At 39.2% G+C, this 18,754-nt stretch carries 18 protein-coding genes; 13 read left to right on the forward strand and 5 right to left on the reverse strand.

What is annotated here, in order from left to right:
* Positions 1-415 precede the first annotated feature (415 nt).
* The 3 genes from QEZ38_RS04815 to QEZ38_RS04825 all read left to right on the forward strand — a co-directional run bounded on the left by QEZ38_RS04815 (position 416) and on the right by QEZ38_RS04825 (position 2,163).
* Entirely contained in the window at positions 416-994 is a 579-nt protein-coding gene (locus QEZ38_RS04815; protein WP_000493216.1) for a DUF4230 domain-containing protein, read from the forward strand.
* 165 nt (positions 995-1,159) lie between these two features.
* On the forward strand, positions 1,160-1,405 hold the full coding sequence (locus QEZ38_RS04820) for a hypothetical protein (protein WP_004238875.1): 246 nt from the start codon (positions 1,160-1,162) through the stop codon (positions 1,403-1,405).
* A 362-nt stretch (positions 1,406-1,767) separates the two neighbouring features.
* On the forward strand, positions 1,768-2,163 hold the full coding sequence (locus QEZ38_RS04825) for a leucine-rich repeat domain-containing protein (RefSeq protein ID WP_281335245.1): 396 nt from the start codon (positions 1,768-1,770) through the stop codon (positions 2,161-2,163).
* Positions 2,164-2,397: 234 nt separating this feature from the next.
* On the opposite strand, the gene QEZ38_RS04830 is transcribed toward QEZ38_RS04825, so the two are convergent.
* The 4 genes from QEZ38_RS04830 to adhP form a co-directional block, all read right to left on the reverse strand.
* Positions 2,398-3,309: a PTS system mannose/fructose/sorbose family transporter subunit IID gene (locus QEZ38_RS04830; protein WP_075228146.1), complete on the reverse strand. Its 912-nt coding sequence runs from the start codon at positions 3,307-3,309 to the stop codon at positions 2,398-2,400.
* Between the two features lie 14 nt (positions 3,310-3,323).
* Positions 3,324-4,136: a PTS mannose/fructose/sorbose transporter subunit IIC gene (locus QEZ38_RS04835; protein ID WP_281335193.1), complete on the reverse strand. Its 813-nt coding sequence runs from the start codon at positions 4,134-4,136 to the stop codon at positions 3,324-3,326.
* Between the two features lie 29 nt (positions 4,137-4,165).
* Entirely contained in the window at positions 4,166-5,155 is a 990-nt protein-coding gene (locus tag QEZ38_RS04840; RefSeq protein WP_281335194.1) for a PTS sugar transporter subunit IIB, read from the reverse strand.
* Between the two features lie 351 nt (positions 5,156-5,506).
* Positions 5,507-6,526 (reverse strand): alcohol dehydrogenase AdhP, encoded by a 1,020-nt coding sequence (gene adhP / locus QEZ38_RS04845; RefSeq protein ID WP_281335195.1) that lies wholly within the window; start codon positions 6,524-6,526, stop codon positions 5,507-5,509.
* Between the two features lie 370 nt (positions 6,527-6,896).
* Here adhP and QEZ38_RS04850 point away from each other — a divergent pair, with 370 nt between their 5' ends.
* The 10 genes from QEZ38_RS04850 to QEZ38_RS04895 all read left to right on the forward strand — a co-directional run bounded on the left by QEZ38_RS04850 (position 6,897) and on the right by QEZ38_RS04895 (position 17,735).
* The gene (locus QEZ38_RS04850; protein ID WP_281335196.1) at positions 6,897-8,174 is read left to right on the forward strand and encodes a glutamate-cysteine ligase family protein; all 1,278 of its coding nucleotides are present in this window, start codon (positions 6,897-6,899) and stop codon (positions 8,172-8,174) included.
* Between the two features lie 74 nt (positions 8,175-8,248).
* Positions 8,249-9,733, forward strand: a complete 1,485-nt coding sequence (thrC, locus tag QEZ38_RS04855) for a threonine synthase (RefSeq protein WP_281335197.1) — start codon at positions 8,249-8,251, stop codon at positions 9,731-9,733.
* A gap of 60 nt (positions 9,734-9,793) precedes the next feature.
* A complete protein-coding gene (locus QEZ38_RS04860) occupies positions 9,794-11,074 on the forward strand; it encodes an MATE family efflux transporter (protein WP_281335198.1) in 1,281 nt (426 codons plus the stop codon).
* Positions 11,075-11,077: 3 nt separating this feature from the next.
* Complete coding sequence (locus QEZ38_RS04865; RefSeq protein WP_281335199.1) at positions 11,078-11,692, forward strand: HAD-IA family hydrolase; 615 nt, start codon at positions 11,078-11,080, stop codon at positions 11,690-11,692.
* Between the two features lie 176 nt (positions 11,693-11,868).
* Entirely contained in the window at positions 11,869-12,963 is a 1,095-nt protein-coding gene (locus QEZ38_RS04870; RefSeq protein ID WP_281335200.1) for a LysM peptidoglycan-binding domain-containing protein, read from the forward strand.
* A 235-nt stretch (positions 12,964-13,198) separates the two neighbouring features.
* On the forward strand, positions 13,199-13,615 hold the full coding sequence (locus tag QEZ38_RS04875; RefSeq protein WP_425445017.1) for a MarR family winged helix-turn-helix transcriptional regulator: 417 nt from the start codon (positions 13,199-13,201) through the stop codon (positions 13,613-13,615).
* 10 nt (positions 13,616-13,625) lie between these two features.
* Positions 13,626-13,988 carry a DUF1304 domain-containing protein gene (locus tag QEZ38_RS04880; protein WP_281335201.1) on the forward strand — a complete coding sequence of 121 codons (363 nt, stop codon included), beginning with the start codon at positions 13,626-13,628 and terminating at the stop codon, positions 13,986-13,988.
* A 354-nt stretch (positions 13,989-14,342) separates the two neighbouring features.
* A complete protein-coding gene (locus QEZ38_RS04885; protein ID WP_153225646.1) occupies positions 14,343-16,121 on the forward strand; it encodes a phosphotransferase in 1,779 nt (592 codons plus the stop codon).
* 1 nt (position 16,122) lies between these two features.
* A complete protein-coding gene (locus QEZ38_RS04890; RefSeq protein WP_153225647.1) occupies positions 16,123-16,308 on the forward strand; it encodes a hypothetical protein in 186 nt (61 codons plus the stop codon).
* Complete coding sequence (locus QEZ38_RS04895) at positions 16,308-17,735, forward strand: cytosine permease (RefSeq protein WP_153225648.1); 1,428 nt, start codon at positions 16,308-16,310, stop codon at positions 17,733-17,735. Before QEZ38_RS04890 ends, QEZ38_RS04895 begins: the two co-directional genes overlap by 1 nt.
* Before the next feature lie 52 nt (positions 17,736-17,787).
* Here the strand turns inward: QEZ38_RS04895 and QEZ38_RS04900 are convergent, their stop codons facing one another.
* Entirely contained in the window at positions 17,788-18,645 is an 858-nt protein-coding gene (locus QEZ38_RS04900; RefSeq protein ID WP_075228139.1) for a DUF975 family protein, read from the reverse strand.
* Positions 18,646-18,754 lie beyond the last annotated feature (109 nt).

An 18,754-nucleotide genomic window follows, 5' to 3' on the forward strand; every position in this document is an offset into this window, starting at 1 on the left:
TGAAGTGGATAGAGAATATCCCTTTTTATTTTGTTCTAAATTCGATTTTTGAATGGAATATCAGATGATGAGACAAACCATTTTTGAAAAGAGAAAAAGACAAACGCCAAAAATAACGTTTGTCTTCGTTCTGAAGCAACAATTAGTTGCTTAATCCCTTCCTAAATTTCTTCATCAACACTATTTACCAAAGAGCCCTTTTTTAGTGCTCAAAATAGCACTCAATTTTAAATGGATTTGGTGTTCAAAAAATATAATCAAATGCAACAAACTAATTTCATTTTTAATAGGCACAATTAATTTTAGAAGATAGTACGAAAAAATATTGACTATTTTCTTTAGAATGTGTAAAATTTAGATAGATTATTTAAAGTGAGGTTTTTTTATCTTGTCTATATTAAAGAAGAAAGTTAATATGTTTAGTGTACTATTGAATGTGGTATTAATAGCTATTATAGCTATTGGAGTGCTATTTTTCTTACCTAAGGAACATAAATCAGAAGTCAAATCGTCAATTAATATCGAAAGTATTGAAAAAGTGAATGAAGTTGTATTTTTGAATGCGGGAATTAATGAAATTATTTCTGAAACAAAAACAACTCAAGTTTTTGGGTTTGATGTGCCGTTCTCTAAAAAAGCAGCATTAGTAATTTTAAATTATAAAGCTAAATTTGGAATTAAAAGTAGTGTAAAGGTTGAACAAATAAGCGAAAAAGAATATAAGGTTATTGTTCCAAAATTGGAAGTAATTGGTGTTGAACTTTCAAAAGATAATCCTTATGATTTATATGATAGTCATGGAGAGTTATTAAGTGGAACTACAGAAGATATTGATACTGGGAAATTGGTCGCTAACCAACTTTCTAGTGATAAACAAGCAGAGTATTTAGATAAATTTAAGAGTGAAATTAAAGAATCTGCAATCAATTATTATAAAACAATATTTTCTTCAATGGATTCTGAAGTAAAAGTAACTATAGAATTTACAGAATAATTTTTGAAATACAAAACCCTGGCTATCTCTGGTCAGGGTTTTGTGTGGTTCTATAATTTTTAGGGTTGATGGAAATTTTCCACAACCCTATTTTAGTGTATACAAAAAGGCCAACATCCATTATATTAAAAGCGCTGAAACCTAAAACAAAAGAATGATGACCATATGAACAATATACTAGAAGCTACACTACAAATCAAAGATGCACACAATGAAGGTGTTACATTCCATTTCTTAGAGAATATTAAAGAAGTATTGCGTGATGAGAGTGGGAAAGTAACTGGTGTAAAGGTTATTACAATGGAACTTGGTGAATCAGATGAAAGTGGAAGAAGATCAACGCATGAAGTGGCAGGTAGTGAACATATTATTCCATGTGACCTTGTCGTTGCAGCAATTGAACAAAAGTAGACTTTAGTGTTCTAGATGAAAGGTAAAAATTTGACTTTCGGTCAACATCAGAATACAATAGAAATGAACTAATAACAGGGGATGCATATTTAGGTCCTCAATCTATCGCAACCGCAATTAAAGGCGGGTGAGAAGTTGCGACAGAAGTACATGAATCGTTAAAAGAAAACACATAAATAACTTGTGGTGCCTTTCGTTTTTTTACTGGGAAAATTAAGGAACTATAGTTATAAATTCTTAAAGATATTAATATATTAACGTGCGTATATTTATAGGAAGAAGGTTATGTCATCTATAGTTGTACTTCTGACGATAAGGTTGTTCGTGTACCAAAGGAAATTAAAGGTAAACCTGTTATCGCAATTGGAGAACGTGGTCTTGCGAACTTGAAACATTGTGAGGCAATCGTTTTACCAGATACAGTACGATATATTGGAAAAGGTGCGTTTACGATTGACAATAAGTTAAAGTATGTCCACTTTGGTAAGTCAATAGAAACAGTAGAAGATGATGTTTTCAACTCTGACAGTTCATTAGAATCAGTTGTATTCCCAGAAGGAACAAAGAGTATTGGAACATTAGTATTCTGGGGGACATTATCAATTAAATCTATTACAATTCCAGCAAGTGTAACAGAAATTACAGAATACTTCTATTTTGTGGATAACTGTAACCCAGATGTAGAAATCCATACACCTAAGGGATCAAAGGCAGAAGAAGTAGCTAAAGCAATGCAACTTAAAGTAGTAAATGACTAAAGGGGAATAGTATGAACAAAAAATTACTATCAGGCTTAGGGACTGACCCCAAAAAGTGAGAATTTAATAAAAACACCCTAGGGCTACCGTCTTCGGTATCCAACCGGAGACAGGTAGTCCAATTTTTGTTGGATTCTTTTTTCATTAGGTTCTTCATCAACACTATTTGACAAAGAGCCAAAAGAATCAGGTGATAAACCTGATTCTTTTTTTGTTTGTACATTCTCACCAAGATTACATGATACCGAAGAAACGAGCTGCGATACCTACTGCAAAGAGAGCAAGGATGATTGTGATTGGAGATACTTTTTTCTTAAGCAACCACATGCAAAGGAAAGTAAGGAGAAGTCCCATCAATCCTGGGATCAATGAGTTCAACTGACCTTGAAGGGTTTGTGGTTGAACGCTATCCAAGCTCATGCCACTAAGTGCTTGACCAAGAATACCCTTCAATTCTCCACCTGTAACAGCGCCTTCTGGGAAGTTGATGTAGGCACCTTCTGATAATTGTTTACCTGGAAGGTTAACAGTGAAGTTAATTGATACCCAACGTTGTACAAGGACAGCAAGGATGAACATACCAAGGATAGAAGCTCCTTTAGTGATGTCTTTCAAGATACCACCTGACATATCTTTAGTGATTTCAGATCCAGCCTTGTAACCAAACTCTTGTGTATACCAAAGGAAAGACATACGGATTGCATTCCATCCAAAGAAGAAGAGAAGTGGTCCGACGATATTACCAGTCGCAGCAAGTGATGCACCAAGGGCACCGAGGATAGGACGTACTGTAAACCAGAAGACTGGGTCACCGATACCAGCAAGAGGTCCCATCATACCAATCTTAACACCTTGGATAGCAGCGTCATCGATGTCAGTACCGTTTGCGCGTTCTTCTTCAAGTGCAAGAGTAACCCCCATGATTGGAGCAGCTACGTATGGGTGAGTGTTGAAAAACTCAAGGTGACGCTCAAGAGCAGCAGCTTGGTCTTCTTTTTTAGTGTAAAGTTTCTTGATAGCTGGGATCAAAGAGTAAGCCCAACCCAAGTTTTGCATACGTTCGTAGTTCCAAGAACCTTGAAGGAATTGTGAACGCCACCAAACTTTTTGGCGATCTGATTTTGATAATTGAATTTTTTCAGCCATGATTGTTCCCCTTTCTAGTAGTCTTCTAGGATATCACCGATTGGATCGTTAGAAGTTGCAGCTCCTCCGCCACCGTTTCCACCTTGTTTAGAAAGGTTGAGGTAGATGAAGGCAAGGGCAACACCGATGACACCAAGGGCAATCAAAGTCAATTGAGAGATTGCTGCAAGAGCAAAACCGATTGCGAAGAATGGCCATACTTCACGAGTAGCCATCATGTTGATAACCAAAGCGTAACCAACGGCAACGACCATAGCACCACCGACAGCCATACCACCTTTAAGCCATTCTGGCATAAGGTTCAATACGCTTTGAACGGCTTCAGTTGGCATTGCAAGCAAGAGTGCAGCTGGGATAGCAATACGTAGACCTTGAAGAGCAAGGGCAAAGTAGTGAGCGCGTTCAACAGCAGCAATGTTTCCTTCTTTAGCAGCGTTATCTGCAGTATGAACCAAGGCAACTGAGATGGTACGAACGATCATAGTCAAGAAAAGACCAGCTACGGCAAGAGGGATAGCAGTTGCAGTTGCGACTGCGATACCTTCAGTAGTAAAGTTACCACCCTTAATCATGATGATTGCAGCAGCAACAGAGGCAAGAGCCGCGTCAGGAGCAACGGCAGCACCGATGTTAGCCCAACCAAGGGCGATCATTTGAAGTGATCCACCAAGCATAACCCCTGCTTCGAGGTTACCAGTTACAAGACCGATAAGGGTACATGCTACGATTGGTTGATGGAATTGGAATTGGTCGAGGATACCTTCAAGACCTGCGAAGAAGGCAACAACTACAACCAAGATAGCAGAAATGAATGAAATATCTGACATGGTTTTATTCCTTTTCTATTTAGTTTTAATTATTGAACGTTAGCTTTGCTAATTAAGTCAAACAAATCTTTTTTAGTGTCGTTTGGTACTTTACGTACGTCAAATTCAACACCAAGGTCACGCATTTTTTCAAATGTAGCAACGTCGTCTTTGTCCATTGACAATACGTTGTTGACCATTGTTTTACCAGTTGAGTGAGCCATTGATCCAACGTTAAGAGTTTTGATTGGCACACCACCTTCGATAGCACGAAGGGCATCTTGTGGTGTTTCAAACAAGATAAGGGCATGTGTTTCACCAAAGCGAGGATCTTTAGCAACCTCAATCAATTTTTGGATTGGAACAACGTTAGCCTTCACTCCGTTTGGAGCTGCTTGTTTGATCAATTCTTTACGAAGGTCATCTTTAGCAACGTTATCTGAAGCAACGATGATACGGTCTGCTTTTGAATCTGGTGTCCAAGCAGTTGCGACTTGTCCGTGAAGAAGACGTGTGTCAAGACGAGCAAGATTGATTTTCAATTTACCGTCTCCGATAACAGTTCCTTCTGGGATGGCAGCTTGGGCTACAGGAGCAGCTGCAGCAGTTGCAACTTCCTCAGCTGGATTTAGCTCCTCTGGAAGAGCCTTGATGCCATCTTTGGCCTCTTTAATGATGTTTGCAGCGACTTTATCCACTCCAGCAGCAGCGTCCATAAGGCGCTCTGTGTAAGCTTGGATCAACATCGGTAAATTAAGTCCTGTGATGATGGCAAATTTACGCTCAGGATTTTCTCCCATTACGCGACTAGCTTGGTTAAATGGAGAACCACTCCAAAGGTCAGCCAAGACTAGAACCTCATCTTCTGCGTCAAATGCAGCCACAGCATTGTTGAACTTGGCGTATAAATCATCTGGACCTTCGTTTGGCATAAAGGTTACGACTTGAACCTTTTCTTGTTCACCAAAGATCATAGATCCTGACTGATGAATACCCGCGGCAAATTCACCGTGGCTCGCAATAATGATTCCGATACTCATTATTGTCATTCCTCCTTATAAAATGTTTGACTTGTAGTTTAAGAAAACTTTAAGACTCCTTAAGTATAAATCGTTTTCAGAAAAAATGCAACTAATTATAATAAAGAGTGAAAAAAATCTCAAAGCCTCATTTTTACAAATATTGATATATAAACTTTTTATAAAATCGTCTATAAAATGGTAAAAAAATTTAATATAAAAAAGTGGAGGGACTAGGAAGTTTTCGTCAGTAGTGCTCTTGGGCGTCTAAAAAATGCCTCAAGTCCAATTAATTGTTATGTCAAAATTTTATTACTAAAAAACGAGGTAGGATCTTCTGTCCCTACCTCATTTTGGCATTTATTATTTATCTTAGTGAGTAAAGTCTAGAACCATACGACCTTGGATGGTTCCAGCAGCCATTTCATCAAAGACAGCAATAGCATCTTCCACAGGGCGTTTTTGAACGACTGGAACAACGAGACCTTCAGTACCAAATTGGAAGGCTTCTTCCAAGTCTTTACGTGTTCCAACGAGGGATCCGATGACTTGAATACCGTCAAGAACTGTTTTGACGATGCTTAGATCCATCATTTCTGAAGGGAGTCCGACAGCTACTACACGACCGCCCGCACGAACAGAGTCAACTGCTTGGTTGAAGGCAACTTTTGATACAGCTGTTACGACAGCTGAGTGAGCACCACCGTTTGTTTTTTCTTTGATAAGACCTGGGACATCTTCGACTTCAAGACCATTAATCACGATATCAGCACCAACTTCTTTAGCTAGAGCAAGTTTATCGTTGTTAATATCTACTGCGATAACGTGAGCGTTGAATACTTTTTTAGCGTATTGAACAGCTAAGTTACCAAGTCCTCCAGCACCATAGAGTACAACCCATTGGCCTGGTTCAACTTTTGCTTCTTTGATAGCCTTGTAAGTAGTAACACCGGCACAAGTAATTGAAGAAGCTTGGGCTGGATCGAGCCCTTCTGGAACCTTGACAGCATAATCTGCAGTTACGATACATTGTTCAGCCATACCGCCGTCAACTGAGTAGCCAGCATTTTTTACGGAACGGCAAAGAGTTTCGCGTCCAGTTGTACAATATTCACACATACCACAGCCTTCAAAGAACCAAGCTACGCTGACACGGTCACCAACTTTTAGACTTTTAACATCAGGAGCAACTTCTTTGACGATACCGATCCCTTCGTGACCGAGAACGCGTCCTGGAACTTTACCAAAGTCACCATGGGCAACGTGGAGGTCAGTGTGGCAGACACCACAGTACTCAACTTCTACAAGAGCTTCCCCAGTTTCGAGCGGACGGAGCACTTTTTCTTCAATAGCAACACCAGTGCTTTCTGGATTTACAACAACAGCTTTCATAGCTATCCTCCTTGGTTAGTAGTTGAGGTGCAGAGGAAAATGGGCTTGCCTTGACTCATGATTCAAGTGAAGTCGAATTTGAACTGCCCTCTTTTTTGTTTATATGTGAATTGTATCACTATATTTAATATAGTACAAGGGATTTGATGCAAAAACATATGTAATCGCTTAACCAGTTGATGAGACTGTGAAAATTGAACAATGATATCTGGCGTCTTGTAATAAAATTTCATATAAAGAGGAAGTTATTTGGTCTTAAATCTAGGGAGCGAGCTTGCAAACAGACTTTCTAAGGTCCTTCTCTAGGACTTTTTGATATAATAGAGAGTAATTTGTTTTCTAGTATGAGAAGTTAGAATGAGAGGTATCTATGTCCCCTTCAGTTCAGTTATTAAAAGATCGCTATTTAAAGAATATCAAAGAAAATCCAGAGCTCTACATCGGTATTGAGTTGGAGTTTCCTATCGTTCATACGAAAGGTCAGCCTACAGATATTGAAGTCAGCAAGGAATTGATGCGTTTTTTAGTTGACGCTCTCAGTCTAGAAGTTGAGAAGGAAGACCAGGATGGCGATCCGATTCAACTTGTAGAACCGTTGAGTCAAGACCGTATTTTGTTTGAGGTTTCCTACACAACACTTGAGTTTGCCTTTGGCAGAGCTAGGAATATCAAAGAGGTCGAAGGCCGTTTTGAGACTTATATGACGGTAATCCAAAGAAAACTAGGAGAAAAGGACCATGCTATCCGGGGTTGGGGGATTCACCCGAATTGGGATATCAATGATAATAGGCCTGTCGCCTATCCTCGCTACCAGATGTTAATGGACTATCTGAAGATGGGAAGTCGCCAGGAGAGAGCTGATTTGCATGACTTTCCAGACTATGGTGCATTTATTTGTGGTAGTCAAGTTCAGTTAGATGTCTCAAAGTCAAACTACTTACGAGTTATTAATGCTTTCACACAGATAGAAGCAGCCAAAGCTTACCTGTTTGCCAATTCTCAGTTTTCAGGAGCAGAATGGGATACTTTGATTTCACGAGATATTTTTTGGGAAGATTCCATGCATGGAATTTATCCAGAGAATGTTGGAGTCAATGCAAAACTTTTTAAAGATGAGGATGATTTCTTTGATTATTTAGATCGCTCTGCGATTTTTACAGCAGAACGTGATTGGGAAACCTACTATTTTTCTCCGATTCGGGCTAGAGATTACTTAGATACTGATGAAATTACTGCCTATACTCTAAATGGAAAAGAAACTCTTCTTGTTCCTCAAGAGAAGGATTTCCAAACCCATCGTAGCTATCAATTTCAGGACTTAACAACACGAGGGACAGTTGAATTTCGTAGTGTTTGTACGCAGCCGCTGGACCGAACCTTTGCTTCAGCAGCCTTTCATCTAGGTTTGTTGGTGAATCTAGACAAGCTTGAAACTTACCTAGAAACAGCTTCTTTCTTTGAGAAATTTGGTCGTGACTACAAGTCTTTGAGAAGACAGTTTTCTAAGAAACAACTCACAGATGAGGAAAGAGATGGAATTGTCCAGTTCTCCAAAGACTTAGTCGCTATAGCAGAGCAAGGACTTGAGATGAGAGGTCAGAGAGAAATGACCTATTTAGAGCCTTTGAAAGAAGATTTGAAGCCATAAATTTGCCTATAGGCGAGAATTTTCTGAAAAATCATGTTATAATGAATAGGACTATAGATAAAGGATAGAGATTTATGACGTTAGTTTATCAATCAACGCGTGATGCGAAAAATACAGTAACAGCCAGTCAAGCAATTTTGCAAGGTTTGGCTACAGATGGTGGTTTGTTCACTCCAGTGAGTTATCCAAAGGTAGACTTGGATTTTGACACATTAAAAGATGCTTCTTACCAAGAAGTTGCGAAACTTGTCTTGTCAGCCTTCTTGGATGACTTTACAGCAGAAGAGTTAGACTACTGTATCACCAATGCCTATGACAGCAAGTTTGATACACCAGCTATTGCCCCTCTTGTCAAACTCGATGGCCAATACAACTTGGAACTTTTCCACGGTTCAACCATCGCCTTTAAAGACATGGCCTTGTCGATCTTGCCATACTTTATGACGACAGCTGCCAAGAAACACGGCTTGGAAAACAAGATTGTCATCTTGACAGCGACATCTGGAGATACTGGAAAAGCCGCTATGGCAGGTTTTGCGGATGTTCCAGGTACTGAAATTATTGTCTTTTATCCAAAAGACGGTGTCAGCAAAGTGCAAGAGTTGCAAATGACTACGCAAACTGGGGACAATACGCATGTTATCGCCATTGATGGAAACTTTGACGATGCGCAAACAAACGTGAAACATATGTTCAATGACGTGGCTCTTCGTGAAAAATTGGCTGCTAACAAGCTCCAGTTCTCATCGGCTAACTCTATGAATATCGGCCGTTTGGTGCCACAGATTGTCTATTATGTTTATGCCTATGCTCAACTTGTTAAATCTGGTGAGATTAAGGCTGGTGACAAGGTTAACTTCACTGTACCGACAGGGAACTTCGGAAATATCTTGGCTGCCTTTTACGCTAAACAAATCGGTTTGCCAGTCGGCAAGCTAATCTGTGCTTCAAATGACAACAATGTCTTGACAGACTTCTTTAAAACTCGTGTCTATGACAAGAAGCGTGAGTTTAAAGTAACCACTAGCCCATCTATGGATATCTTAGTGTCTTCAAACTTAGAACGCTTGATTTTCCATCTTTTGGGAAATGATGCAGTTAAGACAGCTGAACTTATGAATGCTTTGAATAACCAAGGTCAGTATGAGTTGACAGATTTTGATACAGAGATTCTTGATCTTTTTGCAGCTGAGTATGCTACTGAAGCAGAAACAGCAGCAGAAATCAAGCGAGTTTACGAGTCAGATTCTTATATCGAGGATCCTCATACAGCAGTTGCCTCAGCAGTTTATAAGAAATACCAAGGGGCTACTGGTGATGTAACTAAGACAGTGATTGCTTCAACAGCGAGTCCATATAAATTCCCAGTAGTTGCAGTAGAAGCTGTAACAGGGAAATCAGGACTTGGCGACTTTGAAGCTTTGGCTCAGTTGCACGAAATTTCAGGTGTTGCCTTGCCACCAGCAGTGGATGGTCTTGAAACGGCTCCAGTTCGTCACAAGACAACGGTTGCAGCAGCAGATATGCAGCTTGCAGTAGAAACTTATCTAGGACTTTAAAAGAGAGGAAGTAAACTCGGTTGGGAAACTAACTGAGTTTCTTTTCATCAGGAGGAAGGATTGTTTAAGAAAAATAAGGATATTCTCAACATTGCTCTGCCAGCCATGGGTGAAAATTTCTTGCAGATGCTCATGGGGATGGTAGATAGCTACTTGGTGGCACACTTGGGTTTAATCGCCATTTCGGGTGTGTCTGTAGCTGGAAATATTATCACCATTTATCAGGCTATTTTTATTGCTCTGGGAGCTGCTATTTCCAGTGTTATTTCAAAAAGTGTGGGGCAGAAGGACCAGTCTAAACTAGCCTACCATGTGACAGAAGCACTTAAGATCACCCTACTATTGAGCTTAGTTTTAGGGGGCTTGTCCATCTTTGCAGGTCAAGAGATGATTGGTCTTTTGGGGACAGAAGCGCCTGTAGCTAAGAGCGGTGGACTTTACCTATCATTGGTGGGTGGTTCAATTGTTCTCTTGGGCTTGATGACTAGTCTAGGAGCCTTGATTCGCGCCACCCATAATCCTCGTCTTCCGCTTTATGTTAGTTTGTTATCAAATGCTTTAAACATCCTTTTTTCAAGTGTCGCCATTTTTGTCTTTGACATGGGGATAGCTGGTGTAGCTTGGGGGACTATTTTGTCTCGTTTGGTCGGGGTTGTGATTTTGTGGTCGCAATTAAAACTTCCATATACGAAACCAAGGTTGGGTTTGGACAAAGACTTGCTGACCCTGGCTTTACCTGCAGCGGGAGAGCGTCTCATGATGAGGGCTGGTGATGTAGTTATTATTGCCTTGGTTGTTTCCTTCGGAACTGAGGTCGTCGCTGGTAATGCTATCGGTGAAGTTTTGACTCAGTTTAACTATATGCCTGCCTTTGGCGTTGCGACAGCAACAGTCATGCAGGTGGCTCGAGCAGTTGGAGAGAATGATTGGGAGAGGGTGGATGACTTAAGTAAGCAAACTTTTTGGCTCTCTCTCCTTCTCATGTTGCCCTTAACTCTTAGTATCTATGCTCTCGGAACACCATTGAGCTATCTCTACACCAGCGATCCTGTGGCAATCAAAGCCAGTGTTTTAGTGACTCTTTTTTCACTTTTAGGGACTCCTATGACAACGGGAACAGTTATTTATACAGCTGTCTGGCAAGGCTTGGGAAATGCCCGACTTCCCTTTTATGCGACAAGTATTGGAATGTGGTGTATCCGTATCGGAACAGGCTACCTGATGGGAATTGTTTTAGGCTGGGGCTTGCCTGGTATCTGGGCAGGAACGCTTTTGGACAATGGTTTTCGCTGGATTTTCCTACGTTATCGTTATAAGCAATATATATCTTTGAAAGGATGAAATATGAAGAAAATTGGATTTATTTGGGATTTAGATGGAACTTTATTGGATTCTTATGAGGCTATTTTAGCAGGAATCGAAGAGACCTTTGCTCAGTTTGACATTCCTTATGATAAGACTGAGGTTCGTGCCTTTATTCTACAAACTTCTGTTCAAGATCTGTTGGAAAAGGTGGGAGAAGAAAGAGGCTTGGATGCAGATATGCTCAATCAGGTTCGTGCTCAGAGTTTGGCTGAGAATAATGCTCAAGTGGTTCTGATGCCAGGGGCGCGTGAAATCTTAGCTTGGGCAGATCAGCAAGGGATTGAGCAGTTTGTTTATACCCATAAAGGGGACAATGCTTTTACAATTTTGGAGAATTTGGGTTTGGCCCACTATTTCATAGAAATTTTAACTAATCAAAGTGGCTTTGCTCGGAAGCCTAGTCCAGAAGCTGCGATTTATCTTTTAGATAAGTATGGATTAAATCCTCAGCAGACTTATTATATCGGCGATCGGACTTTGGATATAGAATTTGCCCAAAATAGTGGGATTCAGAGTATTAATTTTCTTACCTCTCCTGCAACTTGTAATCAACAGATAGAGCATTTAGAGGATATTAGCTCACTTTCCTTCTAGAATTTTCTTCAAGAAGAATGTGTCAGCCTGATGACAAGAAACTAACAAACTATTTCAGGTAATGTGATTTGTTACAAGGAATGTACAGTTCTGTTAAATAGCCCCAAAAGGGCTTTTTTTCTATTTTCTTTGTGTTATGATAGACAGGTACTACATTTGAAAAGGAGTTTGATAGTATGAAGAAAAGAATTATTTTAGCATCAACAGTAGCCTTGTCCTTTGCCCCTGTATTGGCAACTCAAGCAGAAGAACTAGTATGGACAGCACGTAGTGTTGAGCAAATTCAAAACGATGTTACTAAGAATGAGAATAAAACAAGCTATACGATTCAGTATGGTGATACCTTAAGTACCATTGCTGAAGCTTTGGGAGTGGATGTGACCGTTCTTGCTAACTTGAACAAGATCAGCAATATTGATCTGATTTTCCCTGAGACAGTCCTTACAACAACTGTTAATGATGAGGAAGAAGTGACAGAAGTTGAAATTCAAACCCCTGATACAGTTCAAGGTGGCGAAGGAACAACTGCTACAGCAGATTTGACAACCAACCAAGTCACTATAGATGACCAAACTGTACAGGTTGAAGATTTAACTCAACCAGTTGAAGAAACAGAGGCTCAAGTTGAGGCAGTAGCACCACAAGCGACTGAAGAAGCAGTAGCAAAAACTACAACAGAAGCATCAGCACCAGTAGCAGAACCTGTTACAGAAACTATGGCAGAAGTTTTAGCACCAGTAGAAGAAGCAGTAGCAGAAACACCTGTAGTGGAAGAAACTACTACAACAGAAGCCCCTGTTACAGAAACTGTAGCAGAGACTCAATCAACACCATCAACTTACCAAGCTGAAGCAAGCCAAGGTTCATCAGCGACTTATGCAGCCCCAGCAGCTCCTGACTATGCAGGACTTGCTGCAGCAAAATCAGAGAATGCAGGACTTCAACCACAAACAGCTGCCTTTAAAGAAGAAATTGCTAACTTGTTTGGTATCACATCATTTAGCGGCTACCGTCCTGGAGATAGTGGAGACCACGGAAAAGGCCTTGCAATTGATTTTATGGTTCCAGTAAGCTCAGCCCTTGGAGACCAAATTGCAGATTATGCGATCCAAAATATGGCTAGCCGTGGCATTAGCTACATCATCTGGAAACAACGTTTCTACGCACCATACCCAAGTAAATATGGGCCGGCTTACACTTGGAATCCAATGCCAGACCGTGGTAGTATCACAGAAAACCACTATGACCACGTTCACGTATCTATGAATTAAGAATAATAAGAAGTTGGGAACTTGAGTTTCCGCTTCTTTTTTTGTTTTCAAACTTTTAGATAGCGTAAATAAACTCCAGGCATAAAATAGAAAAACATAGCTTTGAGGGATTGTGACTAGGAGACTAATTTAACGGAGTAAGCAAAAGGCTTGCAAAGTCAATTTATTTGTATTATACTTGATAAGTCAATAGTTGATTAATCAAATATTAACAAAAGGAGAAAAAATACTAAAAATGCATGAATTATTGTACCAGCTTCATTTAACAGATCAGACCATTACTCAACTTTTTGAGAAACAATTGGGAGTTAGTTTGACCCGCTATCAAATCCTGCAGTTTTTACTGCAGCAGTCACCCTGCAACCAGATTGCCGTTCAGGAGAAGTTGCAAATCGACCAAGCGGCCTTGACCCGTCATTTTAAGATACTAGAGTCAGAGGGCTATGTCAGTCGCAAACGCAATCCGCTTAATCAACGAGAAGTCTTAGTTGAATTAACCCAAGAAGCCAAGAATCAACTCTTAGTCAGTCCGCCTAAACATCACTTGAAAGTGAAGGAGCAGATGGCGAACATCTTATCCTCTACTGAGCAGCAAGACCTGACAGCTTTGTTGGCAAAACTAGTATCAGAATTAGAAAAAATAGAATTTTAAGGAGAAAACGATGTCAATTATTACTACTATTTTAGCAACCTTTGTTGCCCTCGAGCATTTTTATATCTTTTATTTGGAGAGTATCGCAACCCAATCAGACGCAACCAGCCGAGTCTTTAATATGGACAAGGAAGAATTGACTCGCCCCTCTGTCACCTCACTGTTTAAAAACCAAGGGATTTATAATGCCTTGATTGGCGTGTTTCTTCTATATGGAATCTATTTCTCACATAGCTTAGAAATCGTAACAATCTTTGTTTTATTTGTCATAGGCGCAGCGACTTACGGTGCCTTAACAGCAGATAAAAAAATCATTCTAAAGCAAGGTGGTCCAGCAATCTTAGCACTCTTGAGTATCCTTTTCTTGAAATAAAATGCGGAGGTGGAAAAAATATTGGATTTAAGAACCCTTTATTATAAATCCTTATGCTTGATAAATTAAATAAAAAAGCGGACAAGATAGAATTCTGAGTATCAGAAACAAGTATGGTTCGCTTTTTTATTTACGATTAGATTTTTATACGAATTTTTGTTTTTAAGTTGGTTTACTTCAGTGTGATTAAGGAAGTGCTATTTGTAAATCTTTAAAAACTTATGGAAATGCGTGGTCATGTTATTCAAGACTACTTCTTTACTATTAAAGTTTATTGGGATAATACTTGACAAAAGCGATTGTTCATACTATAATCTTTTTTAAACAAACATTGAACAAAAAGAGGTTATCAATATGATTTCAGAAAAACAATTTAAACTACTGTCTTTTTTGCAAGAGCATCCACAGGAGGAGTTTACACAAAGACAGTTAGCGGAACAATTGGAAGTTTCTTTAGGAACAATTAATTCCCTACTTAAAGAAATGAAAGAAGCTAATTGGATTGATCAAGAAGGTCACCTATCTGAGTTAGGAAAAGAAGCTTTAGAGCCTTATCGAGTACAAAACGCAGTGATTATGGCTGCAGGGATGAGTAGTCGATTTGCACCTTTGTCTTACGAAGTACCAAAAGGATTGTTAAAAGTCAAAGGGGAACGCCTGATTGAAAGGGAAATTGAACAACTACAGGAAGCCGGTATAGAAGATATTACAGTTATTGTAGGTTATTTACAAGAAAAAATGTTTTACCTTGCTGAAAAATATGGTGTAAAAATCGTTGTCAATAATGATTACTATAAATACAATAACTGTTCTTCATTAATGTTGGTTAGAGATCAACTATCAAATACTTATATTTGTTCATCGGACAATTATTTTGCCGAAAATCCATTTGAGAAGTATATTTATAGGGGCTACTATTCAACAATATTTGTGGAAGGCGAGACAGACGAATATTGTGCTACCGAAGACTCCAACAACATGATTGTTGACATACAGATTGGTGGTAAAGACACTTGGGCTATGGTGGGACATGTGTATTTTGACCGTGCCTTTAGTGAAAAATTCGTAAAAATTTTAGAAACTGAGTTTAAACACGAGCCCTATAAAGAACAGCTCTGGGAAGATTACTATACCCGTAATGTTCATGAATTGCATCTAGAAGCTCGTCATTATTCAGCGGATATTGTTAAAGAATTTGATTCCTTAGATGAGTTGCGTCAATTTGATGACCGCTACTTGATGAATTCTAATTCTGAGATTATTGATAACATCTGCAAGACCTTGAATTGTGATGCTTCGGATATTGTTCATATTAAACCACTCAAAGATGGTTTGACCAATACATCCTTTAGCTTTGATTGTCTTGATAAAAAATATGTTTATCGTCATCCTGGAAGAGGAACTGAAAAATATATCAACAGATCAAGTGAAGCGGCTTCTATGGAAATTGCAGCAAAACTGCAAATAGACAGAACATTTGTTGCAATGGATAAAAACGAAGGGTGGAAGATTTCAGAATTTATCCCTAACGCTAGACCGCTTGATTATGATAATTGGGATCATGTAGAAAAAGCTATGGGGCTCTTGAGAAAACTACATCAGTCTGGAGAGAAGACAACTCATAATTTTGATTTATTTGTAGGAATTGATGATTTTAGAGAAAAATTGAAGGCTAGCAATCGTTTTGAGTTTGATGGACTTGATGAACTCGATAAAAACATTTCAACTATTAGAGAATTTTTAAAACAGGATGACACTGAGAGAGTTTTATGTCATGGAGATTCCTATAGTCCTAATTTTCTCCTAAACGAACAAGAGGAGATGAGTCTGATTGATTGGGAGTATTCTGGTATGGGGGACCCTGCAGGGGATTTAGGTACCTTCATTGGTTGTTCGAATTATACTGTTGAACAAGCTGAGAAAGTACTTGAGATTTACTTGCAAGAAGTTCCAGATACAAAAACAAGACGTCATTATTTAGCCTATGTGGCAGTGACATCTTATTATTGGTTCTTGTGGGCCTTATTCCAAGAGAGTGTTGGAAAACCTGTGGGAGAATTTCTTTATACTTGGTATCGATTTACCAGACAATACGGACAACTTTCATTAGAGTTATATCTAGGAGAAAAATAAGATGAAATCTGTATCTGAAATTGAACAATTGGTAGCAGATGAAACGAAACGAAGACTGGAAGAAATGGAATCTCCAGACTATGATTTTGCGCAACCATTCTTAAAAAAAGATTTTGCTTTGATTGGTGTTATCATTGGAATTAATCTAATCTTGATTATCTTAGCTATGACAGGAGGAATTAAATAATGTCGAAAACGACCGACTTTATTCAACAAGAAACCATAACTGGGATTGTTCCAATGACTAGTAAGGATCGGCAATATTCCTTCTGGGATCTATTCTTATCAACAAGTGGTTTTGCGATTGCAACTTGGTGTTACACACAAGGAGCGTATGTTGCTCAATATTTGACCTTCAGCCAGATGTTAATCAATATTTTTAGCTTTAATATTATTTGGGTCTTTATCGAGTGTCTTCCCACCTTGTTTGCAGTGAGATACGGAATTGATTTATGGATTTGGCTTCGAGCGGTTTTAGGGAAGCGCGGAGTGGCATTTTTGTCAACAACTATCAGTTTAGCAAATTTTGGTTGGTATGCAGTTACTGCAAATCTTTTTGCCAGTTCTATGATTCATCTAGCTAATAATTTTGGCCTTGGACTGGAGAAGGGGATTTGGGCACCAATTCTTGGGACACTTTGTGTCTTATTAGGGACCTTGATTGCCCTTGGTGGACCGGAGGTTATAAAAGGTATTAATCGGTTTATGGTAATTGCTTTACTAGTTGTTGGATTGATTATCGTTGGAATTTGTTTTGTAGCAGTTCCGATTACTGACATTATGAACGTTCAACCAGCAGTACAAGGAGATTTGAGCCCGCTAGAGCGATTTATGATTTCAGGAGAGGGGAATGTAGCGACTGCCTTTTCTTGGTCGACGCAAGCATTAATTTTACCACGTTTAGCAAAATCAGAACGTAGTGGGTATTGGGCTACTTCTTTATCTTATGGCGTGGTAGCACCATTCTTTGCTGCGACGGGGGGGGTTATGGCTCTAGCTATGTTTGTAAGAACAGGAGTTTACGAGAGTGATCCAACTGCGATGCTTTCAACCCTGAGTACTCCTACCTTTGCTCTTCTTAGTTTATTGCTAGTAGCTTTTGCAAATATTGGAACTCAAGGGACAGGATCCTATGTGAACTGTATGATTGTTAAAAGCGGTATGCCTAAGGTGAGCTATAAACTAATGGTTTGGATTGCCATGATTTATGTGAGTGCGTTAACAATTTGGGGTGGCGTAGAAGAATATTTTGGTTCTTTTATCTCGCTTGCAGCTTATATTCAAGGACCTATTATTGGAATGATTGTTGTTGATTATTTCTTGATAAGAAAACGGAAATTAGATTTACGATCAGCTTATTTCTTAGATGGACATCAGGCTTATGAGTTTACTAAGGGATTTAATTTAGTTGGTTTGTCTTGTGTATTCGTATCTCTGTTAGTTGCGGTACTCTTTGTTTACAATCCCCTAACTAAACAAATTCAAAGTTCGATCTTCTTAATCACAACAGGTAGTGGCTTTACGGCGATTTTTGGTGGCTTCCTATATTGGTTGGCAAGCCTAACTCCATTAAAACACTACATGATTAAAGACAGAGATCAAGTAACCATTTAAATAAAAACAAACCAGCACTTTCTATTGAAGGTGCTGGTTTTAATCATTCACATTAAACTTTTCTCCGCTTGATTTCGAGTAATCTTTGATAAAAGAAGAATTGACTACTATAGATATAAGGGAAAGTAGGGATGCTCGCAATTCCGAAGCTGATCCAGATAAGGAGATACCAAGGAAGTAGCTGTAAATCAAGTACGAAGCGTTGGAACTTATAACCTTTCATAAGGAAGCGACTGGTTTTGAGTACGCGACTTGGCTTGGCAATTCCAATTGCAAGGGTATCACATAGGAGAAGCTCTACTTGGGAATAAGCGTAGTATTGCGGCAGATAGGCAATGGTTCCCAAAATCATCAGAAAGACGCTACCAAAGAAGTAGAGTGCAAAAGTGAGCAGAAAATGTTCGATATCTGAATTGGTGACGTCTACGGCTGGAAATTCGGGATGAAGTTCTACAAATTTACGGGCCATGGCACTGCTATAGAAGAGCAAGTAGACACCAAAAAGATTAGGGATGCTCCACAAAAAGAGATAGAAACGCTTGAGCAAGAGAGTCAAAAAGGTCTGGGTGAAGAAGCGATTGTCAAGTAAGGACAGACTATCTTTAAAGGAAAGCTCTATCTCGGAAATTCTGTAAAGATTAATGGTTGTAAAAAGAGCACCAGCTAGGATAATAGAACTTGTAAATCCGACTGCTAGAGGAAAGAGTGAAGACTGGATCAAGCTCATCAAAAAAGTAAAGAAGGATTGCTCAAGAATCCCCTCATCAAGTAGGGATAATGGACTTATAAAGCTGGATAGAATCAGGAAAATGCTTGGTAATAAAAAGACAAGCAATAGACGTGGATGTTCAGCTTGAAACTGTTTAGCTTGTTGACGAACTTCTTTTAAATCAATTTTTGGGTATTTCATTCTTTCATTATACCATAGTTCGTGACAGTTCCTGTTTTTTTTGATAGAATCATACAGTATGCCCTTGGGCACAAAGTAAGAACTGGGACTGTCTTTCCCAGCTTCGGAG

It is taken from the genome of Streptococcus taonis (genome assembly GCF_029948085.1).
Lineage (GTDB): Bacteria > Bacillota > Bacilli > Lactobacillales > Streptococcaceae > Streptococcus > Streptococcus taonis.